Source organism: Amycolatopsis sp. NPDC043889, from assembly GCF_056435645.1.
Window position 1 is genome coordinate 18,906 of sequence record NZ_JBWKEC010000047.1, and the last position, 26,070, is coordinate 44,975.

A 26,070-nucleotide genomic window follows, 5' to 3' on the forward strand; every position below is an offset into this window, starting at 1 on the left:
TGAGCCGAGAGAAGGGGTCTTGTGCTACTCGGGCCTCGCAGGAGATCGCAAGACGAGACAAGAGTCTTCGTATTCCGATCTCGCAGGCCAAAACGATATTCATTTCTCGCGTCGGTGGCGCCACTGGACACGATCTGGCGGTCGCGGGCCGGCGACCCGGCTACAGCGTCCCTGCGAACACGACCGTGCCGTTGGCGTCACGCGCTTGAATGCGGACCCCTTGCGGGAACGGGTCATTCACCTCTTTCGGTACGAAGACCACGAAGGTCCCGTCGACCACATCGGTTGTCGAGGTCAGTCCGGCGCCGAAGTCACAGGTCACCGTCACCGCCGTCGCCGGCAGCCGCGTCCCGGCGAACGGCGTCCGGGAGTTGCCCCGGTCACCACCGTCTTCCACGCCACCCAGGGGCTGCATCGGGATATTCCGGGGCTGCTCCGGCGGGATCTCGAAATGGTCTTGGTAGACACGCATCTTCATCCGACCGGGACGCCGCGGGTCCGGAACCGTCGTGCACGCCAGACTCCGGTCGCCCAAACGGCCGAGAACGACCTGATAGCCGTCCTTGTCCAGCAGCGCGCCCGGCCTGTAGCCCGCCACGTCGGAGATGGCGTCCACCGCGCCGGACAGACATTCGCCCAGCGCACGTCCCGCGGGCGAGGTCCGGTCGGCCGGGGCGATCGGGCGATCGACGGCCGAAAGCAGCGGCGCCGGAGCCGGTGGCAGGCTCGTAGTCGTCGCTCGGGCGGCCTCGTAAACGGTCAGTTGCGTCTTCGCGGGGTCGGTCCAGGAGAACGAGACGAACTGATGTGACAGAGGCGAAGCTTCCACGGAGTCCCCGCCGCCGGAATCCTCGGCCTGGAATGCGAGACCCGCACCCGGCCAGGCCGGATCCAGCACCCCGCCGATCAGCCCGGTCGAGCTCTGCAGGAGCAGCCCGGTGCGGGTGCCCGGCACATACGCGGGGGCGGCGTTCGGGTCGGACACGGTCACGGTGGTCAGCGTCGTCTCGCAGAACATCGGCTTGCCCGCCGCCGTCGCGGCGACGACCGAAACGTCCAGCATGACGTCCGTGAACAAGGGAATCCATTCCTCGCGCGGGGGCACACGGTCCGTCTTGCCCGCGGCTCGCACCGCGGCCCAGCAGCGGTCGAGCGACGACGTCGCCAGCCCGACGTCCAGGTTGAGCCCGCCGGCGGCAGGCTCGGGGCCGGGGTCCGCGCCCTGGTGACGGAGCAGCTGCGTCGCGGCGGCGACGCCGGACGCGACGAGAACGACCGCCGCGGCGGCGGCGTACCAGACGCGCGCCGTCCGCCGCGGCTTCGCGATCCCCTCGTGGACGGCCGATCGCATCCGGGCGCGGACCTCGTCCGGCATCGCCTGGCGAGGCGGGTACACGGGTTCGCCGCTCATTTCTCCTCCAGCAACGTACGCAGCCGGGCTCGTCCCCGGGAAAGATGGGCGCGGACGGTGACCTCGGCGATGCCCAGCAACTCCGCGGCGTCAGCGATGCTCACCTCGGCGGCCAGGCAGAGTTCGACGACTTCGCGCTGCGATTTCGGCAGCGACCGGACGGCTTCGGCGACTTGCCCCAGCCGGCGCTGGCCGTCGATCTTCTCGGCCACCGAATCGGCGTGGTCGGATACGGCGGGCTGTGCCGGGATCTTCCCGAGGAGCCGCAGCCGGCGACGAGCACCGCGGTGCTCGTCACGGGCGACATTGGCCGCGACCGTGTAGAGCCACGGCAGGGCGCTGTTCCGCACCAGGGTCACCTCGGCCCGCCGCCGCCAGGCGATGAGGAACGTCGTGGACGCCAGATCCTCGGCGCTGCTCCACGAACCGGTCAGGCGATACGTGTAGTTCCACAGAGCCTCGGCGTGCCGCTCGAACAGCTCACTGAACGCCCCCTCGTCGCCGCCGGCCGCGCGGGCCCACAGTTCCCGGTCACCGGTCTTTTCCACCGGTACCCCCACCTCGCTCGCGAGACTGCTCACGCCCTGGTTGTGGCCGGCACCGGCCGAACGTTGCGCGCAACTTTCCGGGTCGGAGGAGCCATATCAAGCCATGATCATGGAACAGGTCCGGACGACGGACAACCAGGCGACGTCCTGGCGGATGCCCCTGTCCGTAGCGGTGCTCTCGGCGGTGGTGTTCCTGCTCGCCCGGCCGCATTTGATCGACGACACGTTCATCACGCTGGCGTACGCGCGCAACGTCGCCTTCCACGGCCACTGGGGCCTGCTCGCCGACGCGACGTCGAACACCGCGACGTCGCCGGCGAACGTGCTCATCCTGGCGGCCCTGACCATCTTCGTCCGCGACGCCGTCTTCGCCGCCGGAGCGCTGTTCGTGCTGTGCCAGGTCCTTCTCGCCCTGGCGTTGCGCAGACTCGGCGCGGCGGCCGGGCTGTCGCCCCGGTTCCCCGCCCTGACACTCGCCGCGCTGACCGCGAACCCGCTTCTGCTCTCGTCGATCGGGCTCGAGGTCACCCTCGGCGCGGCGGTCCTGGGCTGGCTCACCGTGTTCGCCGTCGAAAAGAACCCATTCGCCTTCGGTCTGACAGCCGGCGTGCTCGCCCTGGTCCGGCTGGACCTGATCGTGTTCGCGGTGGTGCTCGCCGTCTTCCTCCGTCCCGGCACGGGACGTGCCCTGCTCGGCGCCGGGCTGATCACGCTGCCGTGGTTCGGCTTCAGCTGGGTGGTTCTCGGCGCGGCGGTACCGGACACCGTCGTGATCAAGACTCTCCAAGGCGCGCGACACGCTTGGGGCGCCTGGAACTTCGGCAACGGCCCGCTGTTCTACGCGCGGACTTCGCCGGTGATGGCCGTGCTGGCGTTCCTTCCCGCCGTCCTCGCGGTCCTCGCCGTGGCGACACTGGCCGTCCGGCTGCGCACGATCCCCGCCGGGCTGCGGCCGTTCGTGCTGCTCGCCCTCGGCGGTCTGCTCTACCACCTCGGCTACGTGTTGCTGGCGGTCCCGCCCTACCACTGGTACTACGGCCCCGGCCTCACCGCGGCGACCGTTGTCGTCTGTGCCGTAGCGGTTTCCCACCGGATCATGGTCCGCGGGGTGCTCGCGCTGATCGTCGCCGGTCTGATCGCGTACGCGGCTGCAGGACTTCCCCGCACGTACGCGCCGTTCACGTCGAACTACACGTCGAGCGCGCAGTACGCCCGTATCGGAGCGGAACTGGGAACGCTCGCCGGAGGCCGGATCGTCGGCAGCGCGGGCGAAATCGGCGTCCTCGCCTACAGTTGCGGCTGCCCGGTCGTCGACGTCTTCTCCGACCGTGGCCTGCTGCCTGCCGCGATCGAGGCGCGAGGCGAGGAGAACCGCTGGATCCGCGCGATACTCCGCGTGAACTACGCCTTCTTCGACTTCGACGTCCGGCCACGCCGTCCCGAACTCGTGCTGCGCCGGCTGGCGGCCCCGCCGCCGGACGCGCTCGCGCACTGGACGCTCGACGCGCCGACTCTCGGGAAGCAGGAGCTGTACCTGGTGCCGAACAAGGAGTGAAAGCCCGGCGGACCCTGGGTCAGGCGTTCGGGACCGCCGCTTCCCGCGCCGGGCGGATCCGGCTCAGCTGCAGGAGACTGAAACCGAACAGCAGGACCCCGAGCGGGACGTGGACCGCGGTCACGTGCGCGATCCCGAGGAACACCTGTACCAGCGTGAGCCCGAGGAACACGGCCGCCGGCAGGATCGGCTCGGGGGAGCCGCCGCCCGGCCGCCACACGAGGATCGCGGTGAGCACGTGCAGCGTCGCGACGATGAACAGCGTGTAGGACGTGGCGCTGTGCAGTGCGTGGCCGCTCGGCACGGTCAGCAGGAGACCGGCGGAGATGGGGGTGAGGAAGACGGCCAGGGTCTGCACGGCGATCGCGACGCGCAACGGGGTCGGCATGGGAACTCCTTCGGGGGGAAGTGTCACCACGTCGACGAGGTAGCCACCGGAAACGTGACACAACCTGGTGGCCGGGGAACGGCTGAGCCTGCCGCTTGACATGCAGCCACTTAGCTGCCTAATCTGCAAAGGCAGTCAAGCGGCTGCATATCAGGGAGAGCGGCATGGACGAGGTCTTCAAGGCATTGGCGGACCCCAGTCGTCGCCGGTTGCTCGACGACCTGAACGCCCGCAACGGGCAGACCCTGCGTGAGCTGTGCGCGGGACTGGACATGGCGCGGCAGTCGGTCAGCAAGCATCTGGGTGTCCTGGAAGCGGCCAATCTGGTGACCACGGTGCGCCGTGGCCGCGAGAAGTTGCACTACGTGAACGCGGAGCCGATCAACGCGATCGCCGAGCGCTGGATCGACCGCTACCACCAGGGCCGCGTCGACGCGCTCGCCGACCTCAAGAAGGCATTGGAGCAGGAACCCATGAGCACCGACGAATTCGTGTACACGAGCTACATCAGGACGACGCCGGAGCGGCTTTGGCGGGCACTCACCGATCCGGCCTTCACCAAGCGGTACTGGGGTTGTGAGTTCACCTCGGACTGGAAGCCCGGGTCGACGATGGCCTGGGAGCAGCTCGGCGTGAAGCTGGAGGACCCCGGACAGGTCGTCCTCGAATCCGACCCGTACCGGCGGCTGTCCTACACGTGGCACACCTTCACGCCGGAGTTCGCGAAGTCGGTGGGGCTCGACGACGACGTGTCGGCGAAGCTCCAGGCCGAATCGCGGTCGAAGGTCACCTTCGATCTCGAACCCGTCGGCGACACGGTGAAACTGACCGTGGTGCACGACGGTTTCGACCCGGGCAGCACCGCGTTGGAGATGGTCAAGGGCGGCTGGCCGTCGATCCTGTCGAGCCTCAAGACGTTGCTCGAGACCGGTGAGCCACTGCCCGATCCCGCGTAACCGGGTCGACGTCGCCGGGGTGATCGGGCACGATGCGCAGCGTGCCCCTGGAGATCGCCTGTGACGAGTCCGGGTCCGAGGGCGAGAAACTGATCGGCGGGGAGACCGACGTGTTCGCGCACGCGGGGGTCCGGCTGAGTCTCGAAGAGGCCGCCGCCTGCCTGGTCGAACTGCGGCGAAGGATCCGTTCGCCGGCGGTCGAGTACAAGGCGAACCATCTCCTCCGGACGAAACACCGGCGAGTCCTCGAATGGTTCCTCGGGCCGCTCGGCCCGGTCCACGGGCGAGCCCACGTGTACCTCGTGGACAAGAAGCGGCTGCTGGCGAACGAACTGCGCGCGCTCGCCGGGCCGGAGATCCGGCCGGACGACGAACTCCTCGCCGCGTTCAACGACGTGCTGCGGGCCAGGAATCGCGGGGATCCGGCGGCGGGGTCGTTCTTCGCGATGGCCGGGGACACCGCGGAATTGAGGGTGAAGGTCGCCGCGGCACGTGACGCCAAGATCCTCGATCCGCTGGTGCCCGCGATCCTGCGCGCCGTCGAATACTGGAGCGAGGGCGGGGAGCAGGTCTTCCTCGTCCACGACGAACAACCGTCGCTCAAAGGGGACCGGCTCGCCCGGATCGAGTCGAGCCCGGGATTGGCCGGGGTGAGGTTCGTGGATTCACGGACCGATCCGCGGGTGCAGGCCGCCGATTTCCTGGCCGGTGTCGCCCGCCGGATCGCCGAGGACGCATTGAACGGGAACGGCGACGAGGTATTGACCGGATTGCTGGCGCCGTATGTCGATTCGGCGTCCCTTTGGCACTGATTCACTCCATGGCACAGCGAATCGCTCGGGTGGACGGTTGCCCGGCGCGGCAGCGGGCTGGAAACGTCGGAACGGATCCGACATCGGCCCGGGAGGCGCTCGCAGATGCAGGCTTTCACCTTGCCCGAGTTCTACGTGCCGCATCCGGCCAGGATGAATCCGCACCTCGAAGCGGCGCGGGCGCACAGTATGGCCTGGGCGAGGCGAATGGGGATGCTCGATTCACCCTCGCCGTCCGGTGACGTCGTCTGGACCGAACAGGCACTGGCGAAAATGGACTACGCGCTGCTCTGCGCGCACACCCATCCGGACTGTGACGGGCCGTCCCTCGATCTGGTCACGGACTGGTACGTGTGGGTGTTCTTCTTCGACGACGATTTCCTCGCGCAATTCAAGTACACCCGGAACATCGAGGGTGCGAAGGCTTATCTGGACCGCCTGGAACTGTTCATGACCGGGCCGGGGGAAACATCGCCGGAGCCTGCGAATCCCGCCGAGGCCGGGCTCGAAGACCTTTGGGGGCGCACCATTCCCTCGATGTCGGAGGCCTGGCGACGGCGTTTCGTCACCAGTACGCACAACCTGATGGTCGAATCGCTCTGGGAACTGGACAACATCGACCGCGGCCGGATCGCGAACCCCATCGAATACGTCCAGATGCGTCGCCGGGTCGGCGGCGCGCCGTGGTCGGCGAACCTCATCGAGTACGCCGTCGGGGCCGAAGTGCCGGCCGAGATCGCGGCGACCAGGCCGATGGAGGTCCTGCGCGACACGTTCGCCGACGCCGTCCACCTTCGCAACGATCTCTTTTCCTACCAACGCGAAGTGCGCGAAGAGGGGGAGAATTCGAACGCGGTCCTCGTCTTCGAGAAATTCCTCGATTGCCCGACGCAGGAGGCCGCCGATCTCACCAACGACCTGCTGACCTCGCGGCTGCAGCAGTTCGAGAACACCGCGCTGGTCGAGGTGCCCGCGCTGCTGGCCGAACGCGACGTCTCGCTGTCCGAGCAGATCGCGGTCGGCCTTTACGTCAAAGGCCTGCAGGATTGGCAGTCCGGCGGACACGAATGGCACGTGCGGTCGAGCCGGTACATGAACGAGGGCGTGACCGAGCCGACGGGGCTCTCGCCGAACCGGCTGGGGCTGGTCCAGCGGGTGCGGCAGCAGGCGCCCCCGCCGTTCGCGAAGGTCGGGCAGCTGCCCCTGCCGGAATTCCGCATGCCGTACCCCGTGCGCACCAGCCCCCACCTCGCCGCCGCCCGCGCGTACGGGCCGGGCTGGGCGCGCGAGATGGGGATGTTCGACGAGGGGGTCTGGGACGAGCGCCGGTATCTCGGCATCGACCTGGCGCACTGCGCCGCGATGATCGACGCGGACGCGGACTTCGAACGGCTGAAGCTGTCGACCGACTGGCTCACTTGGGGCACCTACGGCGACGACTACTTCCCTCTGGTCTTCGGTGCGAAACGCGACGTGATCGCCGCGAAACTGTGCAGTGACCGGCTTTCCTTGTTCATGCCGCTCGGCGGCGAGCCGATGCCGCAGCCGTCGAACCCGGTCGAGCGAGGCCTCGCGGATCTGTGGGGCCGCACCGCCGGACCGCTGACCCCGCACGGGCGGGCGGAGTTCCGGCGGGCGGTCGAGAGCATGACCGCGAGCTGGGTGTGGGAGGTGGGGAACCAAGCGCAGAACCGCGTCCCCGACCCGGTCGACTACGTGGAGACGCGGCGGCGGACGTTCGGCTCCGACCTGACGAAGAGCCTCGCGCTCCTCGAACTCGGCGACGTCGTGCCGCCGGAGCTCTTCCAGAACCGCGTGCTGTCCGAACTCGACACCGCGGCACAGGACTACGCGGCGTTCGCCAACGACCTGTTCTCGTACCAGAAGGAGATCGAGTACGAGGGCGAGGTGCACAACCTCGTGTACGTGGTCGAACGGTTTCTGGCGGTGGACCGGATCGAGGCCCGCGACATCGCCGCCCGGCTGATGAACGCGCGGTTGGACCAGTTCGAGCAGCTCGACGGCGAGGGCCTGCCGCGGATGTGCGACGACCTCGGGCTCGGCGACGACGTCCGCACGGCGCTGACCGGGTACGCGGACCACCTCAAGGACTGGATGGCCGGAATCCTGGAATGGCACCGGAAATGCGTGCGATACATGCCGGTGGAGCTGGAGCGCGCCCGCACTCCCGAACCGCCGTCGTTCTCGCGCGTGCCGAGCGGGATCGGCATGTCGGCCTGGCGGATCGGGAGCGGGGCGCGGTGAGGCGCGCCCCTAGAACGCGGTGAGGATGATCCGCGCGGTCCGCGGGTCCCCGTCGTGCACCAGCGATTCGAAGTGCCCGACGTCGTCGAAGGCGAATCCGTACGCCTTCCCGTCCACCATCTGCTCGTGCACGATCCGCGAGTAGTGGTCGGTCACGGGCTGCTTGTAGAACTGGCCCGCGTCGTAGGTCGGCTGCGTGTGCAGGGTGCCGAGCGTCGAGCGGTGCAGCGCCGCGCACAGTGTCCGCGCGATCGGGCCGACGACCTGGTCGTTCGGCGCGTGCAGCCGCCCGTCGCAGTTGAAGACGTCACGGGTGCTCGGCTTGCTGAACGACGCCACCGTGGCGCCCGAGGTGTCGGTGAAGCGCAGGACGTCGTCCCCGCCGGTCCGGCCGGTGAACTTCTTGCCGGGTTCGGCCTCGAACGGGACCACGGTCAGCGGTGTCGACTTGTAGGCGTTCCAGGCGCTCGTGACGTAGCCGTCGAGGTAGGTCCCGCTGAACTTGCCGGTGTCGAGCCCCTTGCCGGGAGCGAGCACCCGCAGCCGGTTGTACACCAGGTTCGAGAAACCGGACTGTCCTTGGACGGCGTTGAAGAGGGCTTCGCGGCCACCCGCCTTGAGCCGCCCGGCCTCCTTGTTCGTCCCCGCCCCGTTGGTGAGCCCGACGGCGTGCGGCACGCTGAACATGTCGACCTGCGAGCTGTTGATGAACAGCCCGCCGTTGTCGTAGGTGAATTCGCTCCAGTCGAACAGGATGTCGCGGTTCGGGTCGCCGTCGGCCCACGGCGCGGGCTGCACCAGCCCGTCCGGGGTCAGGAAGAACTTGATCTTCTGCCCGAACGACATGTAGACGCGGCCCGAGAGCATCCGCGGGATCCGCAGCGTGGTCGAGCCGCCGTTGCCGGGGCCCGCGATCGAGACGTCCGGCGCGGGGCTCGGCGGGTTCGCGCCCGGCGGCCACGGGGTGAAGGCGCCGTCGGCGTTGACGTAGCCGAGTTTCCCGGTGTTGAGGTTCGTGCCGAGCACGTAGAGGTGGACCGCGTCGGAGCGGTTCGAGTTGTTGGTGACGGTCAGTGGCAGCGGATCGGGGCCCGCGGCGACCGCGGTGGGTGCCGAAAGCGCCGACACCCCGGTGACCAGGGGGAGAGCGACCGCCAACGCGGTCAAGACGCGCCGGATCTTCTTGCGGATGCGCACAGTTCACTCCTCGGCGGAATCCCGTCGCGGAGCGCGGACGCGCCGCGGCGGTGCTTGCGGATGTCGGCCGGGGGCGCGTTCCCGGCCTGGGCGTGACCTTGGCGAGGGGTCTCAGCACGGGAAGTTACGTCGCCGGACGCGGAGATGTCCAGACCATTGGTGGTAATCTGTCCGGTTTTCCGCCGGGCCGGACAATTTGTCGCGGGCCTTTCGTCGATTGAGGTGGCCGGATTCGTCGGCTACCGTGGGCCGGGTTCCGTCCTGGACCCCGGCGGCCGGGTTTTCTCATCCGTGGGGAGCGGGACATGAGCGACGAGTTTCCGAGACGAAGAACCGGCGGCGGTGAGACGTGGATTTCCCCCGCCGGCTGGGACGGCCTCGCCAAGGCCGCGGTGGACGGCGCGCCGCACGCCATGGACGACCTCATGACCGCACTCATGCCGTGGGCGCGGCAGTACGTCGAGACCCGCCTCAGCGGCCATGAGCTGACCTATCTCGAGCCGGCCGACGTGGCGCAGGAGATCTGCCTCGCGGTCTTCGTCGCGGTCCCCGGACATGGCCGCCGCGGAGGCTCCTTCGTATTCCTCCTGCGTGCCATCGCGGCGAACAAGGTCGCCGACGTCTTCCGGAAGGCCGCGCGGAGCAAGCAGGTGCTGACCGGTGAACTCCCCGAACGTCCGGCGGGGGCCGCGGAGGAACCCGAGCAACGCGCCCTGCGGACCGAACTCGGCCTCCGGCTCGGCAGGCTGATGAGGACGCTGCCGATCTCCCACCGCGAGGTGCTGGGAATGCGGGTGATCGGCGAGCTGACGTCGAACGAGACCGCGGCGGCGCTCGGGACGACGTCATCACGTGTGCGGGTGACCAAGCACCGCGCGATCAGCAGGCTGCGCGCCTGTGCTCAGCGCCAGGACGCCTTGAGCTGAATGCGGGTCAACAACCGGACAAAAGGGTTCTCCCGTTTGGCGCGGGTTTCGAGAATGCGAACGCACATGGCCCCTCCAAAGCTCGCCGGCGAGTGCCGTTGCCGGGGGCCGGGGACAAGCGGTCTCGGATCCACCCTAGGCGCGGACCGGTGAGCCGGAACCGGCCGAACGGGCCATTGGGGCAGGGGAATTCGTCACTGAAACATGGAAGAATGGTCCTTGGTGCGGACAAGCCGTACGCGCTGTTCGCTCTTGATCCCGGCGGGCCCGTCCGATATCGGGCAACGCCGGGAGGCACGCCATGGCGATTCGACGGCATGATCGCGCCGCTTCGGTATGGGCGAAGATGTGTTTTCTCGCTTCGGAAACCGATTCACCGGTCTCTATCGAACACGCCTGCGTCATTTGCGGAGAGGTCCTCGACGCGGCGGGTGTCGGGCTCGTGCTCACCCCCGGGGAAGGTCTCGCCGAGCCGGTCTTCGCCACCGACGAACGCAGCCGCGAATTGGAAGATCTGCAGTTCACCCTTGGCGAAGGTCCCGCGGTGGAAGTGGCGCGCGGCGGTATGCTCGTCGTCGTAACCGATTTGACCAGTTCGGAGGCGGCACTCCGATGGCCGATGTTCGCGCCGGAGGCGATTGACCGAAGCGTGAAATCGATCATCGCGGTGCCGATTCAGGCCGGTGCGATCAAAGTGGGCGTTGTCGACTGCTATCGCGAATTCGCCGGATCCCTGTCAAGGGAGGGCAGGGCGCAAGCACTCGTCTGCGCCGATGCGGTGATCACCCTCGCCGTCGCCGAGGCCGACACGGGTGGGCCGGGGCTGGCCGGATTGATCGATCGCCGATTCACCGGCCATCGCGACCGGGTGCATCAGGCCGCGGGCATGGTGTCGGTCCAGCTCGGCGTCGGGCTCGCGGACGCGCTCGCGCGCTTGCGTGCCTATGCCTACACCAACGACAGGAGGCTCGACGAGGTGGCCATGGACGTGGTGCTTCGCCGGGTCACGTTCCGGTCCGAACCATGACGGGCGTGAGCCTGAGGAGATATCAGAAACGATGATCGACCTGACGGCCGGCTTGCGCGAGACCTTCGTCCAGTTGGCGGACACCCTCGTCGACGACTTCGACCTCATCGAGTTCCTCGATCTGTTCGCTTGCGGATGCGTCGAACTACTCGGTGTCCCTGCCGCCGGGCTGGTGCTCGCCGACCCGCGCGGCACCCTCACCATGGTCGCCGCGTCCGAGGAAAAGACCCGCCTGCTCGAATTGTTCCAGCTACGGAACTCGGAGGGGCCGTGCCTGGACTGCTACCGGCGCGCCGAGCCGGTGGACTGCCCGGATCTGGCGCGGGCGGGCGGAATCTGGCCGAAGTTCTCCCGAGAGGCGGAAAACGCCGGATTCCGCTCCGTGTACACCTTGCCGATGCGGCTTCGGGAAGACGTGATCGGTGCGCTGAGCCTGTTCGACACCCGGCCCGCGTCGCTCGACGACGACGGATTGTGCTTGGGGCAGGCGCTCGCGGACATCGCCACGATCGGCATCCTGCATCACCGGATGTGGCAGCGGCAGGAGATCATCACCGCGCAGCTCCAGGCGGCTTTGAACAGCAGGGTGATCATCGAGCAGGCGAAAGGCGTTCTCGCCGAGCGGCTCCGGGTTTCGGTCGACGACGCGTTCGGCGTATTGCGCGCCTACGCGCGGAGCAACAATCGCAAGATCCTCTCCGTGGCGACCGGGATCATCGACCGCACGGTGGAAATCCCGCGCTGAACGATACCGATTCGGCGCTTGTCCGCCCTTCGGCGATACCTAGACTGGCTGGGTGTTTTCCCTGGAGCAGCTGGTGAGTTTCGTTGCGGTGGCCGAGGAACTGCACTACGGCCGGGCGGCGGAGCGGCTCTCGATGACCCAGCCGCCGTTGAGCAGGCGGATCCAGTTGCTGGAGCGCGAACTGGAGGTCGAGCTGTTCGACCGGACGCACCGCACGGTCCGGATGACCCCGGCAGGACGGGTTTTTCTGGCCGAGGCGAGGAAGATCCTTCGTTCGGTGCAAGAGGCGACGCTGTACGCCCGGGGGGCGAAGAAAGGCGAGGCCGGGGTCGTCACGCTCGGCTTCACCGCCACGGCGGCGTATTCCTACCTCGAACGCGTCATCGCCGTGGCGAACGCCGAGGTGCCCGGCGTCGATCTAGTACTCCGGGAGATGGTGACGGCGGCGCAGGTGGCGGAACTGCTGGCGGGTGGGATCGATCTCGGCATGATCCGGCCGCCGGTCACGGGAGCCGACGTCGTGACCCTGCCGCTGTGGCGGGAGCCGCTGCTGGCGGCGTTGCCGTCGGCGCATCCTTTGGCGCGGCGCGAGAAGAATCCCGAAGTCCGCGACTTCGACGGCGAACCGTTCATCATGTATTCGCCGTCGGAGGGCCGCTACTTCCACGACCTGGTCGTGGCGGTGTTCCGCGCCGCCAGGGTGCTGCCGGAGTACACGCAGTACCCCTGTCAGGTGCATACGGTGCTCGCGCTGGTGAAGGCGGAGATCGGGGTCGCGCTGGTGCCGGCCGCGGCGGCCGCGTTGCGCTTCGAGGGGGTGGTGCTCCGTCCGGTGGACGGTGTCGAGAACCGCCCGGTCGAACTCGAACTGATGTGGCGGCGGAGCAACGACAATCCGGCCCTCGGCGCGTTGCTCGCCGCCGTCGGCAATCAGGTGCGGCGAGGTCCTCAGTCCACTGTGGACTGAGGGGGCCAGGCGTCGCCCCATTCGGCGTCGCGGGCCGCGCGGTAGGCCGGGCCGTGCCGTTTGGTGACGATCGTTTCGGTGAGCCCGGCTCCGGCGCAGAGGGAGAGGCCGACCATGCCCTTGCGTTTGGCCGGATGCCGCAGGATGCGGGCTTCGGCGCGTTCCGGTGCCGTGCGCGACGCGACGACGTAGGAGAACTTCTCGTCCTCGAAGCCGAGCGTTCCCGACTTGAGCTGGCGGTGCAGGCCGGTGCGCGGGAGACGCGCGGAGAAATGGCACCAGTCCTTGCCGCGCGGGATCGGGCACGCGCCTTCGTGCGGACACGGCGCGACCAGGGAGAGCCCGAGCCCGACGAGCTGATCCCGCGCTTCGGCGATCCGTTCGTAGCCGGCGGGGGTGCCGGGTTCGATCAGGACGAGCATCCCGGCCTTCGCCGACAGCCAGCGGACGGCGTCGGCCCTGCGGGCTTCGGGCAGCTCCCCGAGGACATAGGAGAGGGTCACCAGATCGGCCTCCGGCGCGGGCGCGGCCGGGTCGATCAGGCCACGTCGCCAGGTCGAGCCCCGGACGGCCTTGTCGCCGGCGTTCCCCGCGAGCCGCCGCCCCAGCGCGATCGCGCCCGGGACCTGCTCGACGACGGTGCTTTCCTCCAGCGACGGCCACACGCCGGCCGCCGCCCAGATCGCGGCACCGGTCCCGCCGCCGACGTCGATCTGCGTCCGGGGAGCGAACCCAGGAGCGCGAAGGGCGGCTTCGGCGAGAACGGCGTGTACGGCCGCGTACGTGGCAGGCATCCGGTAGCCCGCGTACGCCGCGATGTCGACCTCGGAAGAGAGGATGGGCGCGCTCGCGGGGTTGTTCTCGCGGTAGCGCGTGCTGAGCCGCTCGACGGACTGCGTCAGCCTGTTCTGCGGGTACTTGCCCAGCTCTTCGTCGAGGGCGGAGCGGAGGGTTTGGGGGAGTGCTGCCACGAGGGAATATCCTCTCATGGGCCTTGACCTGCGATTTTCCGGCTGCTCGAATATCCGCGGAAAAAGTTCGGGGACCGTGTCGAAACCGGGGATGCCCGATCGACGCGTAGATGTGGCAGGGACGAGCCCCGCCGGGAACGGAGACGCGAGATGCGGTTCATGGTGATTGTCAAGAGCGACGAGAAGACCGACGTGGCCGGTGCGCAGCCGAGCGCCGAGGACCTTCAGGAGATGGGGAAGTTCAACGAGGAACTGGTGAAGGCCGGCGTCATGCTCGCGGGTGAAGGCCTGCTCCCCAGCGCCGAGGGTTTCCGCATCCAGTACTCCGGCACCAACGAGGCCAGGGTCGTCGACGGGCCCTTCGCCGAGAGCAAGGAGCTCATCGCGGGTTTCTGGATCCTGCAGGTCAAGGACAGGGCCGAGGTCGTCGAATGGATGAAGCGCGCGCCGTTCCGCGAGGGCGAGATCGAAATCCGCCGCATCGCGGAGCTGGAGGACTTCGACAACGCGACACCGGAGATCGTCGAGCGCGAGCAGAAGCTGCGGGAGCAGTCCGGAGCGAACTAGTGGTTGCGGTCGTCGCGCCGACGATGTTGATTGGTCGGCGTGACGGCAACAGCAGACCCCCGTTCGGCGATCGACGCGGTGTGGCGGATCGAATCGGCCCGCCTCATCGCCGGCCTCGCGCGGATGACGCGCGATGTCGGACTCGCGGAGGAACTGGCGCAGGACGCGCTGGTCGCCGCGCTCGAACAGTGGCCTGAGTCGGGCGTCCCGAGGAACCCGGGCGCCTGGCTCATGACCACGGCGAAACGCCGTGCCGTCGACACCTTCCGGCGCAACGAGCGGTACGAGAAGAAGCTCGGCGAGATCGGCCGCGAGCTGGAGTTCGAGGAGGATCCCGACTTCACCGCCGGTCTCGACGAGCATATCGAGGACGATCTGCTGCGGCTGGTGTTCACCGCCTGTCATCCGGTGCTGTCGACCGAGGCCAGGGTGGCGCTGACGCTGAAGATGATCGGCGGGCTCCAGACGCACGAGATCGCGCGGGCGTTCCTCGCCAAGGAGACCGCCATCGCGCAGCGGATCGTCCGGGCGAAGAAGACGCTCGGCGACGCCAAGGTGCCGTTCGAGGTGCCCGAGGGGGAGGACAGGGTCGCGCGCCTGTCCTCGGTGCTCGAGGTCATCTACCTGATCTTCAACGAGGGCTATTCGGCGACGGCGGGCGAGGACTGGATGCGACCGGCGCTGTGCGAAGAGGCACTGCGGCTCGGCCGGATCCTGGCCGGGCTGATGCCGAGGGAACCCGAGGTGCACGGGCTCGTCGCGTTGATGGAGATCCAGGCGTCGCGAGCCGCCGCGCGCGTCGGGCCGAACGGCGAACCCGTGCTGCTGATGGATCAGGACCGGACGAAATGGAACCGGCTCCTGATCGGCCGTGGTCTCGCCGCGCTGGAGCTCGCCGAGTCGCTGGCGGACGGCGCTCTCGGCGTCTACGCGGCGCAGGCCGCCATCGCCGCCTGTCACGCGCGGGCGCGAACGGGCGACGAGACCGACTGGGCACGCATCGCCGTCCTGTACGAAGGGCTCGGGAAGCTGAACCCGTCGCCGGTGATCGAACTGAACCGGGCGGTGGCGCTGTCGATGGCCGTCGGCCCGGAGGCGGGGCTGGAGGTCGTCGACAAGCTGGTGCCGGAGCCCGCGCTGAAGTCGTACCACCTGCTGCCCAGTGTGCGCGGCGACTTCCTGGCGAAGCTCGGCCGCCTCGACGAGGCCCGCGCCGAGTTCGAGCGCGCGGCCGGGATGACCGGGAACGACCGCGAGCGCACCCTGCTGCTGAACCGGGCGGCGGAGTGCACCCGCCGCGATTAGTCCTCTGGATGCGGTAGTTCGCGCCGCGAACTACCGCATCCAGAGGACGAAACGCGTCAGGCGGGGGCAGGACGCAACGCGCTCAGCGCCCGGTGCTGCCCCAGCCGGACGGCCTGGACGGAGCAGCCGAGCGCCAGCGCGGTGTCGTCGGCGGAAAGCCCGACGAGCGACCGCAGCACCATGATCTCGCGCTGCTGGCCCGGCAGCCCGGAAAGCGGGTTCGGCAGCTCGGCGGTGGTCCGGTGGAAGTCGTCCACCAGGCCGCGCGTGACGTCGTAGGCGAACCTGAGGAGTGCGGGAGCGCCGGCCGCCCCGGCGAAGATCTCGCGGCAGCTGTCCTTCGCGATCGCGTCGGCGATGTCGTAGGTGCCCGCACGGCGGCCGATCCGCGCCCGGCAGTAGCGCATGACCAGGACGCGGATGGCGTCGACGAGTTTCGAAGCCGTCTCCATCCGCCCGCCGGCCTCCTCCGGCCGTCGTGAACCGTGTCCTCGCATCGGCTCCCTCTCCCACCTTTCAGATGAGCACGGTGGAGGGGGAGGGAGGTACGGTGTTTTTGCCGACACGGGACATGGTTCAGGCCTCGATGAAGACGGTCCGCTCGGGCTCGATCGTCAGGCTCACGGTCTGCCGCCTCACGCTCACCAAGGTCTCGAATTCCGTGGCGTGCCCGTCCGGGACGGTGAACAGGCGGTCGTCGCGGGAATCGAGGAAGTCGGAGAAGCCGCTCAGCGAGACCCCGCCGCTTTCGTCGAGCGCGAGGTAGTCGACGAGCCTTCGGAACAGTTTCGGCAGGATCACCAGTTCGTCGGCCAGTTGCCGGCGCGACGAGAGCTTGAACCCGGAGTTCGTGACGTCCTGAGGCCACAGCCCGAGCCCGTTCTGGCGCGCTTCGACCGCCGCTTCGGCCAAGGCGTCACGCAGATCGGGGTAAAGCAGTGAATAGAACGTCGGGTAGACGAGCCCGTCCGCGACCTGCCGGTAGTTCGCGGAGTTCTTCAGCGTTTTGACGTCGAGATGGACCTTGGAAAGGTCCGCCGACCGTCCCGGCCGTTGTCCGGGAAAGGCGAACGCCACCGCCCGTCCGTATTTGTCGGCGAACCGCGTCAGTATGTGACCGGGTACCTTGATCGGCGTCGACGAAGTGACCGTTCCCCGTTCATCGCGTTCGACCGTCTTGAAGCCGAGGGCCTTCAGCAGGTTCGCCGCGGCGGCGTCGGCGAATTCCGCGGGCTGATGCCACATCCCGCCGGTTCCCCTGCCCCGGTAATGCGTTTCGAGCGCGTCGATCGCGTCGAGCCGAAGCTGCATCCCGCCCCGCGAATTGAGCCGGACCTTCAGGCCCGCCTTCTTGGTCGCCTGGGGATCTTCGGGATAGAACCGTACCGAATCGCCGTCCGGTGAGGCTCCGACGAGCTGGAACGTACCTTTGATCAGCGTCATGGGCATGAGGACAACGGTAGTTCCCATTCCGGTGAACGAACCTGGCGTTCATCCATCCAGCCCAATGGCCGGTAAAGATCGGGTGACCATTGTGGACATTCCCGCATTCCCGCTCACGACGGGATCATGAACTCCAGCACGGTCGCTTGAAGCAACGCGATACCCCCGACCACGGCGGTCAGCACGACCGACCACAGGAAGGTCTGCCGCAGCAGCGCGCCCTCCTGCCCGGATCGCCCGATCGCGGTGGCGCCGATGGACAGGTTCCGCGGCGAGATCATCTTGCCCATCACGCCGCCGGAGGTGTTGGTGGCACCGGCGAGGATCGGGTCGACGTGCAGTTGCTGAGCCGAAATCACCTGCATCGGCCCGAAGAGACGCGTCCGATCCGGTGAGGAACACCCCCAGCCAGCCGATGTAGGCCGAGAACAACGGGAACAGCACCCCGGTGGTCGCCAGCGCCAGGCCGAGTGTCTGCGTCGCACCCGAGTAGTTCATGACGAACGCGATCGCGAGGATCATGAAGATCGTCGCCAGCGCCCAGCGCCCAGCGCATCTGGTGCAGCGTCCGGCGGTAGGTCGCCGGCAGCAGCCGCGGTTTCGCGCCCATCAGGAAGACCGCCACGATCGCCGCGATCAGGGCCACCGTTCCCGGCGAGTAAAGGAATCGACGGTCAACGTCGCCGCGTACGGGGTGTCCTTCGGCGTGATCGGCGCGTGCTGGACGACCTCCTTGTGCAGTCCCGGCCACGCGAACACCCAGTCGGCCTTGTGCAGCAGCTTCGTCAGGTCCAGCCATTCCGGCGGGTTCTTGAAGATCGTGCCGATCCGGGACAGGAAGATCGCCGCGATCAGGATGATGTACGGCGCCCACGCGTACAGCGCGCCGCGCCCGGCTTTCGCCGCGCCGAGGCTTGCCCCGGCCCGCACCGGTTCTTCGCCGTCGAAACGCCGGATCGCCGACGGCTGCCAGAACCGCGTCAAGATCCACAGCGAGGCCATCGCGGCGAGCGCGGCGACGACGTCGACGAGGCTCGGGCTGATGAAGTTCGAGGTGACGAACTGCATGACCGCGAACGACGGCCCGGCCGTCAGCACGGCGGGCCAGACCTCGATCATCCGTTTCCAGCCCGCGAGGACCACGATCAGGAAGCCGGGGACGATCAGCGCCGGCAACGGGAGCTGGCGGCCGACCATCGACGAGAACAGTTCCGTCGCCTGCTCCTGTTTGATGCCGAGGATCGGCGCGGTCAGCCTGCCGAGCACGATCAGCGGATTGCCGAGGCCGCCGAACGCGACCGGCGCGGTGTTCGCCGGCAACGCGAGCACCACCGCCTTCACCGGCGGGAAACCGAGCACGGCCATCATCGCCGCCGTGATCGCGATCGGCGAGCCGCCGCCCGCGATCCCTTCCAGCAGCGCCCCGAAGCCGAACGCGATCGCCCGTCGCCTGGAGGCGGCGGTCCTCACTGAACCCGGCGAGGGCCGCCTTGATGTCGTCGAATCGTCCCGTCGCGACGGTGACGTTGTGGAAGTACACGGCGTGGAACGCGATCCAGGCCACCGACCACGAGACCCATGGCCGCGGAATCGAAGGCGAGCCCGGCGGGCATGCGATACAGCAGTACCGCGACCAGCAGCGCGGTGATCAGCGCCGGCGCCGGCGAGAGCTGCGCCGATCGGCGCAGGACTCCCAGCGTCACCAATAGCACGATGATCGGCAGCGCCGCAGCGCGGCGGACGGCCAGAGCCCGCCCGCCGGCTGGTAGTCCTGGACCCAGCCCACGTCAGGCCCTTTGCGCGCGGACGTAACCCAGCCGGAGCGACAGCGCGGCCGCGGTGCCCGCCACCGTCGCGCCCAGTTCGTCGGTGCGGCGGAGCACCCGGCCGGCGGGGCCCGCGATGCTGATCGCGGCGATCGGCCGTCCGGTGTGGTCGCGGACGGCGGCGGCCACGCAGCCCACGTCCGGTTCGTTCTCGACGTCGTCCACGGCCCAGCCGCGGCGGCTGGTCCTGGCAAGGTCGTCGAGGAGCCGGGCCGGATCGTTGATCGTCTTGAGCGTGAGACTGTCGAGTTTCATCCGGCGGATGCGTTCGACGCGGTCCTGTTCGGGCAGCGCCGCCAGCCACGCCTTGCCCAGCGACGTCGCGTGCTGCGGGCGGCGGGTGCCGAGGCGGCAGGCAAGGGTGACGGCGTTGGCGCTGCGTTCGGTGGCGACGTAGACCATCGTGTCGTTGTCCGGGACGGCGAGATAGGTCGTCTCGCCGCTGCGTTCGGCGAGCGACGCGAGATAACGCGGCGCGCAGCGGTGGAGGTCGGTCGCGGCCATCGCGCGGGCGCCGAGTTCGACCAGCCGGGTGCCGAGCCGCACGCGGCCGGTGGTGCGATCGGCTTCGAGGTATTCGAGATTCTTGAGGGTGCCGACGATGCGGTAGGCCGCGCTCCGGGAGAGACCCAGTTGCCGGGCGATCGCGTTGGTGGAAATCTCCTGGTTCTGGCCCACATGCTCGAGAACCGCGAGTCCGCGCTCGAGTGTGCCACTGGAATCCAGGGAGCGGGGTGTGCCCACTTCGCCCTCCGATGGACCGGGGTGCCGGTGATCGGCACCTGTTTCCGCTAAGCGGATTCGGACGTTAACAGCTCGCCCCACCCTAGGGAAGGTTTCTTAACAAACTGGCGACCGGACAAGTTTTCCCAGCTTGGAGGCTTCCCGTCAAGATCACCGGTTTGGACCAATTCGTTCGGCTGATCAGAATCGGTGTATGACTTCAAAGGTCATTCTTCTGTTCACGGATATGAACGAACCCCCGCCGGAAAATCGCGGCGAGGGTTCGTGGCGAAGTACGTTTCTAACGCACAGACAGATTCGCGACCGCTCGGACGACGGCGGTGCAGCGGTCTTCGACGTAAGCCAGCCCGCCTTCTTCGGCGATCCGGCGGGACTCGGCGGAGACGATGCCCTGCTGCAGCCAGAGCGCCTTCGCGCCGATCGCGACGGCCTGTTCGGCGATCGGCGGGGTGTCCTCGGACGGCCGGAAGACGTCGACGATGTCGACGGGCTCCGGGATGTCGGTGAGCGAGCGGTAGACCTTCTGGCCCAGCAGCTCGTCGGCCGAGGGGTGGACGGGGATGATCCGGAACCCGTGTGCCTGCAGCACGGCGGCGACCCCGTGCGAGGCCTTGGCCGGATCGCGGCTCAGCCCCACGACGGCGATCGTCTTCGATCCGGCGAGGATCTCGGTGGCGCGATCGGTCATACCGGGTTCAACGACGGCGGGTGGCAGCGCATTCCTAGAGCTTCCAGAGTCGCAGCCCCCGCACCCGATACACCGGCCAGACGACGTGCCAGGCGCGGCGGCGCAGGAAGACCGCGGAGCAGGTGAGGACGCTGCGCGCGGAGGTTGTCGCGACGTCATGGCGGTCCGGCCAGATCTCGCCGTGCCGCCCGGCGGCGATCCGGAAGACGTTGACCAGGCCGCGGCCCTGCAGGTCGAACTTCGCCCCCGTGTCACCGGAATCCGGGGTCAGGGAGGCGATCTCCGGGCCGAACGCGGCCGCGGGCGCCGGCCCCGCGTCGGCGGGGAGGTCACCGACGGTCGCCGAGACCGCCTTGCCGTAGAGACGCCGGGTGTAGCGCTGGAGCAGCAGCCGCTCCCACAGCGGCAGGACACGGCGGTGCTTCAGCAGCGCCGAACACTCCGCGTGCCCGATGGCGAAGATGTCGGTCAGCTCGTCGTAGGCGTTGTGCGCGGTGGGCTCGTTGAGGTGCACCCGCACCTCGTAGCGGATGCGCGCGGTGAGCTCGTCGAGCTCTTCGCGGCGGTCGATCCTGGCCTTCGCCCGTGAGAGCGTCCAATCGGACATGGGTGCAGGCTAGGTGATGATCGGGGGCGTGCGAGACCCTTTCGGCCTAATCCGTGCGTACCGGCCAGTGGAACGGGCGTCTTGTGCGGGCACAGGCGACGGGGCAGAGTTCGGCTGTCGGAAGGAGCCCATGGACGCCAGCACGCTGCAGGAGGCCGCGGCCGCGCTGCTCAGCGCGTACGAGACCGGCAAGCCGATCGCGCCCCTCATCGAGACGTATCCCGCCGCGACCTTGGAGGACGCGTACCGCATCCAGCAGCGGCTCGTCCGCCACTGGGCCGAACGCGGCGACGAGGTGCGCGGGCACAAGGTCGGTCTCGCGTCCGCCGCAATGCAGCGGCAGATGGGCGTCGACCAGCCCGACTACGGCCATCTGACCGCCTCGATGTTCCACCTCGAACACCAGCCGATCCCGGTCGGCGGCTTCCTGCAGCCGAGGATCGAGCCGGAGATCGCGTTCGTGCTCGGCTCACGGCTGCGCGGCCCCGGCGTCACGGTGGCGGACGCGCTGCGGGCGGTGGACTTCGTCGTCCCGGCGCTGGAGATCGTCGATTCCCGTATCCGGGACTGGAAGATCAGCATCGTCGACACGATCGCGGACAACGCGTCCTCGGGCGGTGTCGTCCTCGGCAGCAGGCCGACCGCGATCGGCGACATCGACCTGCGGCTGGTGGGCTGCGTCCTGCACCAGAACGGTGAGATCGCGGCGACCGGGGCCGGCGGCGCGGTGCTCGGCTCACCGGTGAACGCGCTGGTGTGGCTCGCGAACACGGTCGGGCCGCTCGGTGTCGCGCTCGAACCGGGGCACGTCGTGCTGCCGGGTTCGATGACGCGCGCGATCCCGGTGAGTCCCGGCGATACCGTCGTCGCGACGATGGCGGGGCTCGGCAGTGTCACCGCGAAGTTCTCCGGGGAGGAACGGCCGTGAGCCTTGGTGTGCGTGAGGCGGCGGAAGCGCTGCTGTCCGGGGAAGAACGCGAGCCACTGACGGACACGTGGCCCGCTTTGGACGTCGATACCGCTTATGCGATCCAGGACGAGGCACTGCGGCTTCGGCGGGTGCGCGGCGAGACGGTGATCGGCGTCAAGCTGGGCCTGACCTCGCGTGCGATGCAGCGGCGGATGGGGATCGACTCGCCGTTGCTCGCGTGGCTGACCGACGCGATGGTGCTGCCCGCCGGCGTCCCGGTGCCGTCGCTGATCCACCCGCGTGCGGAGCCCGAGCTGGTTTTCGTGCTGGGTGACCGGCTCGCGGGCCCCGGTGTCACCGCGGCGACCGCGATGGCGGCGGTGCATCGGGTCCACGGCGGCATCGAGATCGTCGACAGCCGCTACCGCGACTATCGGGGCAGGCTGCCGGACGCCGTGGCGGACAACGGTTTCTCGGCTTATTTCACGCTGGGCCCGGTCGGCGCCGAGCCGTCCACAGTTGATCTCTCGCTGGAGGCGGCGCTTCTGGAGGTCGACGGTGCGATCGTCGACACCGCCACCGGCGCGGCCGTGCAGGGACATCCGGCGGAAGCGCTGGCGCTGGCGGCCAACACCCTCGGTGCTCGGGGGCTCGCGCTGGAGCCTGGCTGGATCGTGCTCACCGGCGGGATGACCGACGCGGTCGACGTGCGCCCGGGTTCACGGGTGGCGGCGCATTTCTCGCATCTGGGCTCGATCACGCTCACCGGGTCTTGACGTCGGCGCGGTCGGCGGTCCGGACCAGACCGCGCGTCAGCCGCGGCCAGATCACGCGCGGGAGGTCGTGCCCCATGCCGGGGACGATGTCCACTTCGGACTCCCGCAGCGCACGGGCCGTCGCCCGGCCGCCGGAAACGTGCACGAGCGGATCCTTCGAACCGTGCACGACCAGTGCGGGCACCTCGAGTTTCCGCAACGCGCGGAAGCGATCCCGGCTCGAAACGATCGCCGCCAGCTGCCGCCCGGTCCCGCCGGGATCGACGCCGCGATCGAAGGACCGTTCCGCGCGTTCCCGCATCCGCGCCTCGTCGAAGGGGGTAGCCGGGCGAGCCGATGACGCGGAAGATGCGCACCAGCGAATCGACGTACTCCTCTCGGCCGCGAGGAGGCGCCGAAAGCAGCATCGCCATCGCCTTGGCGCTCGGCCGCCCGACGAACCGGTTGCCGGTGGTCGACATGATCGACGTCAGCGACCGCACCCGCGACGGATACTCGATGGCCAGCGTCTGCGCGACCATCCCGCCCATCGACGCGCCCACGACGTGCGCGCTCTCGACGCCGAGTGCGGTCAGCAGCCCGGCGGCGTCACCAGCCATGTCCGCCAGTGAGTACGGCGCCGTGCGCAGGGCGTACGCGAGCGGCAGGTTCGCCCGGCCGGACATCCGGCTGGACCGGCCGGCGTCCCGGTTGTCGTAGCGGATGACGTAGAACCCCTCGGCCGCGAGGTTCTCGCAGAGTTCGTCGTCCCACCAGATCATCTGCGACGCCAAACCCATGATCATCAGCAACGGCCTGCCGCCCGGCGGCCCGAACGTCTCGTGGCACAGCTGGATGCCGTTCACTTCGGCGATCTTCTCCGGCATCAGGACAGTGTGACCGCCGAAGCCGGAAACGGCTACGCGTCCTCGACGTGGACGGCCTGGCTCTCCGGCCCGGCGGCCCGCTGCATGCCCTCGTCTTCGGCGATCTCCTCCGGTTCTGTGTCGCCCGGTTCGCCGCCGTCGGGCCTGCTGAGCTGGACAGCCTCTTCGGAGGCGTCGGCCGGGCTCGGGCCGTCTGCTGCTTCGCGGTCTTCCTGGTCGGACATGGTTCCCTCCGGTGGATCGGGTCCTTGCCGTCCACCGGTTACCCGCTCACTCGCCGCGATACGCACGGGCCTGGATCTCGTAAAGCTCGTGGTAGACGCCTCCTTCCTCGATGAGCTCGGCGTGCGTGCCCTGCTCGATCAGCCGTCCCTTCTCCAGCACGAGGATCCGGTCCGCGGAGCGGATGTTGGCCAGCCGATGGGTCACCAGGATCGTCGTGCGCCTGCCCGCCCCGGAAACGCTCGCGTGCCTCAGCCCCGCGAAGACCCGGGCCTCGGCCTTCGCGTCGAGGGCGGCCGTCGGCTCGTCGGCGACCAGGACGGCGGCGTCGCGATAGATCCCGCGGGCGATGCCCATCCGCTGCCACTGCCCGCCCGAAAGGTCCTGCCCGTCGTTGAACTTCTTGGACAGCACCGTTTTCTCCTTGGCGGGCAAGGAATCGATCACTTCTTCGGCGCCGGAGGAGGTGATCGCGTCGTGCCACGCGGCGCGCTCCGGGTCTTCCCGGCCGAGCCTGCCGACGGTCACGTTGTGCTCCGCCGTCATCGGCCATTCGGCGGGATCCTGGGCGATGACGGCGATGTTGGCGTGCACCGACTCGTGATCGGCGCCGGCCAGATCGACGTCGTCCCAGTACACCTTTCCCTCCGAAGGCGGATAGAGCCCGGTGAGCAGCTTGCCCAGCGTGGTCTTGCCCGAACCGTTCTCCCCGACGAGGGCGACCACCTCGCCGCGCCGGATGGTCAGCGAAACCTCGCGCAGTGCGGGGTTCTCCTGGCCGGGGTAGGTGAAACCGACGTTCTCCAGCCGGATCTCCGCCGGATCCGGTGGAGCCGCGACCCCGCCCTTCGCCGGGCCCCGTTTCTCGGACTCCACCAGCAGCCGATTGAAGAAGGCGATGTAGAACGACTCCTCGTACAAGGAGTTCACCGCGTGCATCGTGATGGACAACGAATTCGACGCCGTCCGCATGGCGAGCGCGGCCGTCCCGGCGAGGGCGAGCTCCATCTGCCCGGAGTAGAGCAGGAGACCGAGCACCAGATACGCGATCGCGGTGCCGACACCGGCCGCCGCGCGCCCGGTCAGGCGGACCATGTTGCTGCGATGCGCGAGCAGGACCTCTTCGCGCATCAAGCTGTCGGTGATCCGCCGGTACTCACCGAGCAACGGCTCCTGGAGGGTGAGGGCGTGCCGTTCGAGAGCGAACTCGCGCCAGGTCGCGACCTCCTCGACGATCCCTTTCCGGATGTTGCGGCCGACGGTGTCGAGATAATGCCGGTAGTTCAGCTTCGCGACCTTCGCCGCGGCCCAGCCGTCGGCCACCGCCGCGAGCAGCAGCACCGGCGCGAGCCACGGGTTGAGCAGACCCGCCGCCACCAGCGCGGCGACCAGCGAGATCAGCGCCGACGTCAGATCCGCGAGCCAGCGCAGGCTCATCTCGATCGACCGGACCCCGTACCGCGCGCCCTGCCTCGCCAGCTCCCGGAAGTCCGCGTCCTCGAAGGCCAGCAGGTGGACGCGGACCATCGCGGCGGTGACCTCGTCGCCCGCCGAAGTCACGACGCGCGGCCGGAGCGCGCCCTCGACCGCGGCCACCGCCGTGTCGAGCAGCGCGCGCAACGCGTACGTGCCGACGACGATCAGCAGCGCGGGCAGCGATTGCAGCACCCTCTCGGGCGTCGGCCCGTTCTCCAGCAGCGCGATGAACACGTTCGCCGTGGCCAGCAGGCCGAAGGCCGTGACACAGCCGGAAAGGAGGTGGACGACGCCGGCGAGCAGGGTCAGCCGCGGCGACGTCCGCCAGGCCAGCCGCAGCACGATGGCCACGGCGGACGGGAGCGTGCGGATGGCCTTGACCATCCCCGCCGCGGCCACGGTCTCGTCGACCGTGGCCCATTCGGGCATCTTGAGGTTCTCGACCCCGATCAGGGGCACGGTCGCTTCGGGCACTCGTCCTTCTCTACGCGCACCCACCGACATTTCCGAGAGCTGAAGGGGTGGGGCGTGCTTTTCCTGATGTGTCACCGCGCTTCGGTCGCGCTTCCGCGGTGGAGGGCGTTGCGAAAGCATCTTTTCGCAACCTGCGCTCGAAGGGCGAGGCCGGGCACCAGGCGGTAGCAAAGGTCCCTTGCTCCCGCGCGCGAAGCGGATCGGGCCGCCTTCGGTGACTGTGTGGGTTTCGGGACATCTGACGTCCCAAAATCCACACGGTCGGTCAGTGTCGCTACGCGGGGTGAGGGGTGTGTGGGAATAGGGACACTCAACCTGGATCCACCGGTGTGATGTGGGTGTTTGGGGTGTGTCCGGGTACGCAAATGCCCTCTGGCTTGGGATGATTGTTCTTGCGA

25 protein-coding genes and 2 pseudogenes are annotated in these 26,070 nt (G+C 68.7%); 13 read left to right on the plus strand and 14 right to left on the minus strand.

Annotation, left to right across the window (positions count from 1 at the left end; translation table 11 throughout):
• Positions 1-160: 160 nt before the first annotated feature.
• Together AC0685_RS41010 and AC0685_RS41015 are read right to left on the minus strand one after the other, a co-directional pair.
• Positions 161-1,411 carry a hypothetical protein gene (locus AC0685_RS41010; protein WP_478230436.1) on the minus strand — a complete coding sequence of 417 codons (1,251 nt, stop codon included), beginning with the start codon at positions 1,409-1,411 and terminating at the stop codon, positions 161-163.
• Positions 1,408-1,992, minus strand: coding sequence for an RNA polymerase sigma factor (locus AC0685_RS41015; RefSeq protein WP_478230437.1), 585 nt, complete (start codon positions 1,990-1,992; stop codon positions 1,408-1,410). Before AC0685_RS41015 ends, AC0685_RS41010 begins: the two co-directional genes overlap by 4 nt.
• Positions 1,993-2,062: 70 nt before the next feature.
• Here AC0685_RS41015 and AC0685_RS41020 point away from each other — a divergent pair, with 70 nt between their 5' ends.
• Complete coding sequence (locus tag AC0685_RS41020) at positions 2,063-3,514, plus strand: hypothetical protein (RefSeq protein ID WP_478230438.1); 1,452 nt, start codon at positions 2,063-2,065, stop codon at positions 3,512-3,514.
• 19 nt (positions 3,515-3,533) lie between these two features.
• Here AC0685_RS41020 and AC0685_RS41025 read toward each other — a convergent pair whose 3' ends face one another.
• On the minus strand, positions 3,534-3,902 hold the full coding sequence (locus AC0685_RS41025) for a hypothetical protein (RefSeq protein WP_478230439.1): 369 nt from the start codon (positions 3,900-3,902) through the stop codon (positions 3,534-3,536).
• A gap of 164 nt (positions 3,903-4,066) precedes the next feature.
• Between AC0685_RS41025 and AC0685_RS41030 the strand changes: the two genes are divergently transcribed.
• The 3 genes from AC0685_RS41030 to AC0685_RS41040 all read left to right on the plus strand — a co-directional run bounded on the left by AC0685_RS41030 (position 4,067) and on the right by AC0685_RS41040 (position 7,935).
• Positions 4,067-4,858, plus strand: coding sequence for an ArsR/SmtB family transcription factor (locus AC0685_RS41030; protein ID WP_478230440.1), 792 nt, complete (start codon positions 4,067-4,069; stop codon positions 4,856-4,858).
• A 32-nt stretch (positions 4,859-4,890) separates the two neighbouring features.
• Entirely contained in the window at positions 4,891-5,670 is a 780-nt protein-coding gene (locus AC0685_RS41035; RefSeq protein WP_478230441.1) for a DUF3800 domain-containing protein, read from the plus strand.
• Between the two features lie 105 nt (positions 5,671-5,775).
• A complete protein-coding gene (locus AC0685_RS41040; protein WP_478230442.1) occupies positions 5,776-7,935 on the plus strand; it encodes a terpene synthase family protein in 2,160 nt (719 codons plus the stop codon).
• 9 nt (positions 7,936-7,944) lie between these two features.
• Here AC0685_RS41040 and AC0685_RS41045 read toward each other — a convergent pair whose 3' ends face one another.
• Positions 7,945-9,132 (minus strand): beta-1,3-glucanase family protein, encoded by a 1,188-nt coding sequence (locus AC0685_RS41045; protein WP_340686391.1) that lies wholly within the window; start codon positions 9,130-9,132, stop codon positions 7,945-7,947.
• Positions 9,133-9,437: 305 nt separating this feature from the next.
• On the opposite strand from AC0685_RS41045, the gene AC0685_RS41050 reads away from it, so the two are divergent.
• From AC0685_RS41050 to AC0685_RS41065, 4 genes are all read left to right on the plus strand, one after another.
• Positions 9,438-10,058, plus strand: coding sequence for a sigma-70 family RNA polymerase sigma factor (locus AC0685_RS41050; RefSeq protein WP_478230443.1), 621 nt, complete (start codon positions 9,438-9,440; stop codon positions 10,056-10,058).
• 442 nt (positions 10,059-10,500) lie between these two features.
• A complete protein-coding gene (locus tag AC0685_RS41055; protein ID WP_478230444.1) occupies positions 10,501-11,085 on the plus strand; it encodes a GAF and ANTAR domain-containing protein in 585 nt (194 codons plus the stop codon).
• A 31-nt stretch (positions 11,086-11,116) separates the two neighbouring features.
• On the plus strand, positions 11,117-11,830 hold the full coding sequence (locus AC0685_RS41060; RefSeq protein WP_478230445.1) for an ANTAR domain-containing protein: 714 nt from the start codon (positions 11,117-11,119) through the stop codon (positions 11,828-11,830).
• A 52-nt stretch (positions 11,831-11,882) separates the two neighbouring features.
• Positions 11,883-12,797: a LysR substrate-binding domain-containing protein gene (locus AC0685_RS41065; protein ID WP_478230446.1), complete on the plus strand. Its 915-nt coding sequence runs from the start codon at positions 11,883-11,885 to the stop codon at positions 12,795-12,797.
• On the opposite strand, the gene AC0685_RS41070 is transcribed toward AC0685_RS41065, so the two are convergent.
• On the minus strand, positions 12,779-13,768 hold the full coding sequence (locus AC0685_RS41070; protein ID WP_478230447.1) for a small ribosomal subunit Rsm22 family protein: 990 nt from the start codon (positions 13,766-13,768) through the stop codon (positions 12,779-12,781). The genes AC0685_RS41065 and AC0685_RS41070 overlap by 19 nt on opposite strands.
• 150 nt (positions 13,769-13,918) lie before the next feature.
• On the opposite strand from AC0685_RS41070, the gene AC0685_RS41075 reads away from it, so the two are divergent.
• Positions 13,919-14,335 carry a YciI family protein gene (locus AC0685_RS41075; RefSeq protein WP_478230448.1) on the plus strand — a complete coding sequence of 139 codons (417 nt, stop codon included), beginning with the start codon at positions 13,919-13,921 and terminating at the stop codon, positions 14,333-14,335.
• Positions 14,336-14,365: 30 nt separating this feature from the next.
• Complete coding sequence (locus tag AC0685_RS41080) at positions 14,366-15,640, plus strand: RNA polymerase sigma factor (protein ID WP_478230449.1); 1,275 nt, start codon at positions 14,366-14,368, stop codon at positions 15,638-15,640.
• Positions 15,641-15,696: 56 nt separating this feature from the next.
• Here AC0685_RS41080 and AC0685_RS41085 read toward each other — a convergent pair whose 3' ends face one another.
• From AC0685_RS41085 to AC0685_RS41095, 3 genes and pseudogenes are all read right to left on the minus strand, one after another.
• Positions 15,697-16,092: a sigma factor-like helix-turn-helix DNA-binding protein gene (locus tag AC0685_RS41085; RefSeq protein WP_478230450.1), complete on the minus strand. Its 396-nt coding sequence runs from the start codon at positions 16,090-16,092 to the stop codon at positions 15,697-15,699.
• Between the two features lie 124 nt (positions 16,093-16,216).
• Entirely contained in the window at positions 16,217-17,089 is an 873-nt protein-coding gene (locus tag AC0685_RS41090) for a nuclease (protein ID WP_478230451.1), read from the minus strand.
• Positions 17,090-17,196: 107 nt separating this feature from the next.
• A pseudogene (locus AC0685_RS41095) lies at positions 17,197-18,553 on the minus strand (L-lactate permease).
• A gap of 23 nt (positions 18,554-18,576) precedes the next feature.
• Here AC0685_RS41095 and AC0685_RS41100 point away from each other — a divergent pair.
• Entirely contained in the window at positions 18,577-18,792 is a 216-nt protein-coding gene (locus tag AC0685_RS41100) for a hypothetical protein (RefSeq protein ID WP_478230452.1), read from the plus strand.
• 78 nt (positions 18,793-18,870) lie between these two features.
• Here AC0685_RS41100 and AC0685_RS41105 read toward each other — a convergent pair whose 3' ends face one another.
• The 3 genes from AC0685_RS41105 to AC0685_RS41115 form a co-directional block, all read right to left on the minus strand.
• A complete protein-coding gene (locus tag AC0685_RS41105) occupies positions 18,871-19,653 on the minus strand; it encodes an IclR family transcriptional regulator (protein WP_340686402.1) in 783 nt (260 codons plus the stop codon).
• A 280-nt stretch (positions 19,654-19,933) separates the two neighbouring features.
• The gene (locus AC0685_RS41110; protein WP_340686403.1) at positions 19,934-20,341 is read right to left on the minus strand and encodes a CoA-binding protein; all 408 of its coding nucleotides are present in this window, start codon (positions 20,339-20,341) and stop codon (positions 19,934-19,936) included.
• Positions 20,342-20,375: 34 nt separating this feature from the next.
• Complete coding sequence (locus tag AC0685_RS41115) at positions 20,376-20,948, minus strand: hypothetical protein (RefSeq protein WP_340686404.1); 573 nt, start codon at positions 20,946-20,948, stop codon at positions 20,376-20,378.
• A gap of 130 nt (positions 20,949-21,078) precedes the next feature.
• On the opposite strand from AC0685_RS41115, the gene AC0685_RS41120 reads away from it, so the two are divergent.
• Positions 21,079-21,876: a 2-keto-4-pentenoate hydratase gene (locus AC0685_RS41120; protein ID WP_478230453.1), complete on the plus strand. Its 798-nt coding sequence runs from the start codon at positions 21,079-21,081 to the stop codon at positions 21,874-21,876.
• Positions 21,873-22,634 carry a 2-keto-4-pentenoate hydratase gene (locus tag AC0685_RS41125; protein WP_478230454.1) on the plus strand — a complete coding sequence of 254 codons (762 nt, stop codon included), beginning with the start codon at positions 21,873-21,875 and terminating at the stop codon, positions 22,632-22,634. The genes AC0685_RS41120 and AC0685_RS41125 overlap by 4 nt, the downstream gene beginning before the upstream one ends.
• Here the strand turns inward: AC0685_RS41125 and AC0685_RS41130 are convergent.
• The 3 genes and pseudogenes from AC0685_RS41130 to AC0685_RS41140 form a co-directional block, all read right to left on the minus strand.
• A pseudogene (locus AC0685_RS41130) lies at positions 22,621-23,500 on the minus strand (alpha/beta fold hydrolase). The gene AC0685_RS41125 and the pseudogene AC0685_RS41130 overlap by 14 nt on opposite strands.
• A gap of 32 nt (positions 23,501-23,532) precedes the next feature.
• Entirely contained in the window at positions 23,533-23,724 is a 192-nt protein-coding gene (locus AC0685_RS41135; protein WP_478230455.1) for a hypothetical protein, read from the minus strand.
• Between the two features lie 46 nt (positions 23,725-23,770).
• Entirely contained in the window at positions 23,771-25,672 is a 1,902-nt protein-coding gene (locus AC0685_RS41140; protein ID WP_478230456.1) for an ABC transporter ATP-binding protein, read from the minus strand.
• Between the last annotated feature and the right edge of the window lie 398 nt (positions 25,673-26,070).

What these genes read in the sequence shown, in the direction of transcription:
- AC0685_RS41100 (WP_478230452.1), top strand. Translation starts at nt 18,577, where the DNA reads ATGTCGTCGAATCGTCCCGTCGCGACGGTGACGTTGTGGAAGTACACG.
- AC0685_RS41050 (WP_478230443.1), top strand. Translation starts at nt 9,438, where the DNA reads ATGAGCGACGAGTTTCCGAGACGAAGAACCGGCGGCGGTGAGACGTGG.
- AC0685_RS41040 (WP_478230442.1), top strand. Translation starts at nt 5,776, where the DNA reads ATGCAGGCTTTCACCTTGCCCGAGTTCTACGTGCCGCATCCGGCCAGG.
- AC0685_RS41135 (WP_478230455.1), bottom strand. Translation starts at nt 23,724, where the DNA reads ATGTCCGACCAGGAAGACCGCGAAGCAGCAGACGGCCCGAGCCCGGCC.
- AC0685_RS41090 (WP_478230451.1), bottom strand. Translation starts at nt 17,089, where the DNA reads ATGCCCATGACGCTGATCAAAGGTACGTTCCAGCTCGTCGGAGCCTCA.
- AC0685_RS41020 (WP_478230438.1), top strand. Translation starts at nt 2,063, where the DNA reads ATGATCATGGAACAGGTCCGGACGACGGACAACCAGGCGACGTCCTGG.
- AC0685_RS41025 (WP_478230439.1), bottom strand. Translation starts at nt 3,902, where the DNA reads ATGCCGACCCCGTTGCGCGTCGCGATCGCCGTGCAGACCCTGGCCGTC.
- AC0685_RS41030 (WP_478230440.1), top strand. Translation starts at nt 4,067, where the DNA reads ATGGACGAGGTCTTCAAGGCATTGGCGGACCCCAGTCGTCGCCGGTTG.
- AC0685_RS41060 (WP_478230445.1), top strand. Translation starts at nt 11,117, where the DNA reads ATGATCGACCTGACGGCCGGCTTGCGCGAGACCTTCGTCCAGTTGGCG.
- AC0685_RS41010 (WP_478230436.1), bottom strand. Translation starts at nt 1,411, where the DNA reads ATGAGCGGCGAACCCGTGTACCCGCCTCGCCAGGCGATGCCGGACGAG.
- AC0685_RS41115 (WP_340686404.1), bottom strand. Translation starts at nt 20,948, where the DNA reads ATGTCCGATTGGACGCTCTCACGGGCGAAGGCCAGGATCGACCGCCGC.
- AC0685_RS41075 (WP_478230448.1), top strand. Translation starts at nt 13,919, where the DNA reads ATGCGGTTCATGGTGATTGTCAAGAGCGACGAGAAGACCGACGTGGCC.
- AC0685_RS41110 (WP_340686403.1), bottom strand. Translation starts at nt 20,341, where the DNA reads ATGACCGATCGCGCCACCGAGATCCTCGCCGGATCGAAGACGATCGCC.
- AC0685_RS41035 (WP_478230441.1), top strand. Translation starts at nt 4,891, where the DNA reads ATGCGCAGCGTGCCCCTGGAGATCGCCTGTGACGAGTCCGGGTCCGAG.
- AC0685_RS41120 (WP_478230453.1), top strand. Translation starts at nt 21,079, where the DNA reads ATGGACGCCAGCACGCTGCAGGAGGCCGCGGCCGCGCTGCTCAGCGCG.
- AC0685_RS41085 (WP_478230450.1), bottom strand. Translation starts at nt 16,092, where the DNA reads ATGGAGACGGCTTCGAAACTCGTCGACGCCATCCGCGTCCTGGTCATG.